The 275-nt window shown below is 47.6% G+C and carries 1 protein-coding gene; it reads right to left on the bottom strand.

The features are described from left to right. The coding region (locus NE668_RS09780) for a hypothetical protein (RefSeq protein ID WP_256196777.1) at positions 1-233 on the bottom strand (233 nt) is incomplete at its 3' end. Positions 234-275: the final 42 nt, after the last annotated feature.

Here is a 275-nt window from a genome sequence, read left to right as displayed (position 1 = left end):
ATAACTTCCTGCTCTGTACTTCTTGCCGCACCTGCAACTGTCTGCCATGTCACATACTTATCGTCTGTTGTCAACTGATTATCTTCTTTCAGTCTGCTGAACGTCTTACCACTGTAATAACGCATAAATCCTGTTCCGTTTACGATCTCTGTATCCGCTGCCGGGAACTCACATCCGAAGAACATTCCCTGAATGTAGATCGGCTGTCCGAGGTTCGCTTTGAACTCTTCCATCTGAACAACGCCGCCTTGACCTCTCGGAATTGTCCACTGTGC

The sequence above is a fragment of the Veillonella parvula genome, from assembly GCF_024461875.1.
Lineage (GTDB): Bacteria > Bacillota > Negativicutes > Veillonellales > Veillonellaceae > Veillonella > Veillonella parvula_I.
This window is presented reverse-complemented; position numbering and strand designations above follow the sequence as displayed.